The sequence below is a fragment of the Mesorhizobium sp. M2C.T.Ca.TU.002.02.1.1 genome, assembly GCF_003997225.1.
This window is the reverse complement of the sequence record NZ_RZTO01000951.1, coordinates 1-2,148: the sequence shown is the minus strand read 5'-3', so window position 1 is coordinate 2,148 and position 2,148 is coordinate 1. Positions and strand designations below refer to the sequence as shown.

The 2,148-nt window shown below is 64.7% G+C and carries 3 protein-coding genes; 2 read left to right on the top strand and 1 reads right to left on the bottom strand.

Annotation, left to right across the window (positions count from 1 at the left end; all coding sequences use genetic code 11):
* The first annotated feature begins 250 nt into the window (after window positions 1-250).
* Together EOD07_RS31885 and EOD07_RS31880 are read left to right on the top strand one after the other, a co-directional pair.
* A complete protein-coding gene (locus tag EOD07_RS31885; protein WP_127238096.1) occupies window positions 251-1,132 on the top strand; it encodes a CoA ester lyase in 882 nt (293 codons plus the stop codon).
* Between the two features lie 70 nt (window positions 1,133-1,202).
* On the top strand, window positions 1,203-1,409 hold the full coding sequence (locus tag EOD07_RS31880; RefSeq protein ID WP_127238095.1) for a DUF1737 domain-containing protein: 207 nt from the start codon (window positions 1,203-1,205) through the stop codon (window positions 1,407-1,409).
* A gap of 107 nt (window positions 1,410-1,516) precedes the next feature.
* Here EOD07_RS31880 and EOD07_RS31875 read toward each other — a convergent pair whose 3' ends face one another.
* Entirely contained in the window at window positions 1,517-1,954 is a 438-nt protein-coding gene (locus EOD07_RS31875) for a metallopeptidase family protein (RefSeq protein ID WP_073989890.1), read from the bottom strand.
* Window positions 1,955-2,148 lie beyond the last annotated feature (194 nt).

Sequence of the window (2,148 nt, the reverse complement as noted above, 5' to 3'; positions counted from 1 at the left end):
CAAGCTCGGAGGATGGGATGGCTATCCCAAGTCCAAGCCGCCAGGCCCTATTACCTTCCGCCACGGCCTTCAGTACTTCCAATCCATCGCACGTGGCTGGAGCCTACGAGATGTGTGAATCTCCTAGACAAAGTGGGGGAGAGGTGGCTGCGAAGCGGACGGAGGGGGCTGCGATGCCCTCTGCGATTGTCCCGTCCTCAAGGGGCCTCCGCACCTTGCCTCATCGGCCGTCACCCGGCATAGATCGGCCATGACCCTCGACACCTACCGCCCGCGCCGCTCGGTGCTCTACATCCCCGCCTCGAACGACAAGGCGCTCGCCAAGATCGGCTCGCTTGCCTGCGACGCCATAATCATCGACCTCGAGGACGCCGTCCTGCCCGCCGACAAGAAAGCCGCGCGCGACAAGGTCGCCGGCATCCTGGCTGCGCGCCCCGAACGGCGCTGCGAGATGGTGGTGCGCATCAATCCTTTGGCCAGCGAATGGGGCACCCACGACCTGTTGGCCGTGGCCAAGGCCGAGCCCGACGGCATTCTCCTGCCCAAGATCGGCACGCCGCGCGACATCCTGGAAGCGGGCGACCTGCTCGACGACAATTTCGCGCCGGACAGCGTGAAACTATGGGCGATGGTCGAGACGCCCAGGGCGCTGCTCAACATCGGCGCCATCGCCGAGCTTGGCCGCGATCCGGCTTCCAGGTTGACTTGTTTCGTCGCCGGAACGAACGACCTGGTGAAGGCGACCGGCATTCTGGCGGCGCCCGACCGGCGTTATCTGATGCCCTGGCTGATGCAGCTGGTGCTCGCCGCCCGCGCCGGCGGCCTCGACGTCATCGACGGCGTCGCCAATGATTTTCGCGACCTCGACGCTTTTGCCGGCGAATGCGCCGAGGCCGCCGCCATGGGCTTCGACGGCAAGTCGCTGATCCACCCTGCCCAGATCGAGCCGGCGAACCGCGCCTTTTCGCCGTCGGCGGAGGCGCTGGCCGGGGCCCGCGCCATCCGGGATGCGTTCGCGCGGCCTGAAAATGCCGGCAAGGGCGTGATCGCGCTGGACGGCAAGATGGTCGAGCGGCTGCATCTGGCGGAAGCCGAGAAACTTCTGGCGAAGGCCGCGATCATCGGCGCATGATGCGCCGGGCGCGTTTTCAGGCCCGGCTTTCCGCCCGGTCATAACGGGTTAGGCACGACAGGACAGATCCATGAAACTCTACCGCTTCCTCACCGGCCCGGACGACGCCACCTTCTGCCACAAGGTGACCGCTGCGCTGAACAGGGGCTGGCACCTGTTCGGCTCGCCGACCTACGCCTATGACAAGAAGACCAAGTCGATGCGCTGCGGCCAGGCCGTGGTGAAGGATGTCGAAGGCCAGGAATACACGGCCGACACCAAGCTCAGCGACTGGTAGGTAGCGGGGGTAGCGACCCTCCGGCTTCGTCATCCTAGGGCGGAGCGACGCGAAGCGGAGCGCAGACCCTAGGATGACGAGGTGCATAGGATGACGAGGTGCGCGCCTTACCCCGCCGCCGCCTGCTCGGCGGCCTCCTCGATCCGCTCCATGTCGTCGTCCGACAGGCCGAAATGGTGGCCGATCTCGTGGATCAGCACATGGGTGACGATGTCGCCCAGCGTCTCCTCGTTCTCGGCCCAGTAGTCGAGGATGGCGCGGCGGTAGAGCGTGACGCGGTTCGGCCCCTCGCCGGTCTGCGGGTTCCAGCGCTCGGCGATGCCGCGTCCCTCGAACAGGCCGAGCAGGTCGAAGGGGGTCTCCAGCGACAGGTCGTCCATGATCTCGTCGGTCGGGAAATCGGCGATCTGGATGACGATCTCGCCGGTGAGCTGGCGAAATTCGTCCGGCAGATGGGCATAGGCTTCCAGCGCCAGAAGCTCCATCTCGTCCATCGACGGCGAGAGCTGGTCGTGCCAGGTGCGGGTCTTGTAGATGCGGGCCATGAAATGTCCTTTGATCCCGGCATATAGGCTTTCGCGCCGATAGAGGCAAATGAGCCGGCTGGCGGGCTTTCCCGAGGGTAAAGGAAGAAGGAATAAATTCCTTGTGACTCCGCTTGACTCTTCCGGAGCCCTCTGGAATCTATAAGAACATAACAGGAACAATTGCTGCCGGAAGTGAACGTCATGGCGATGAG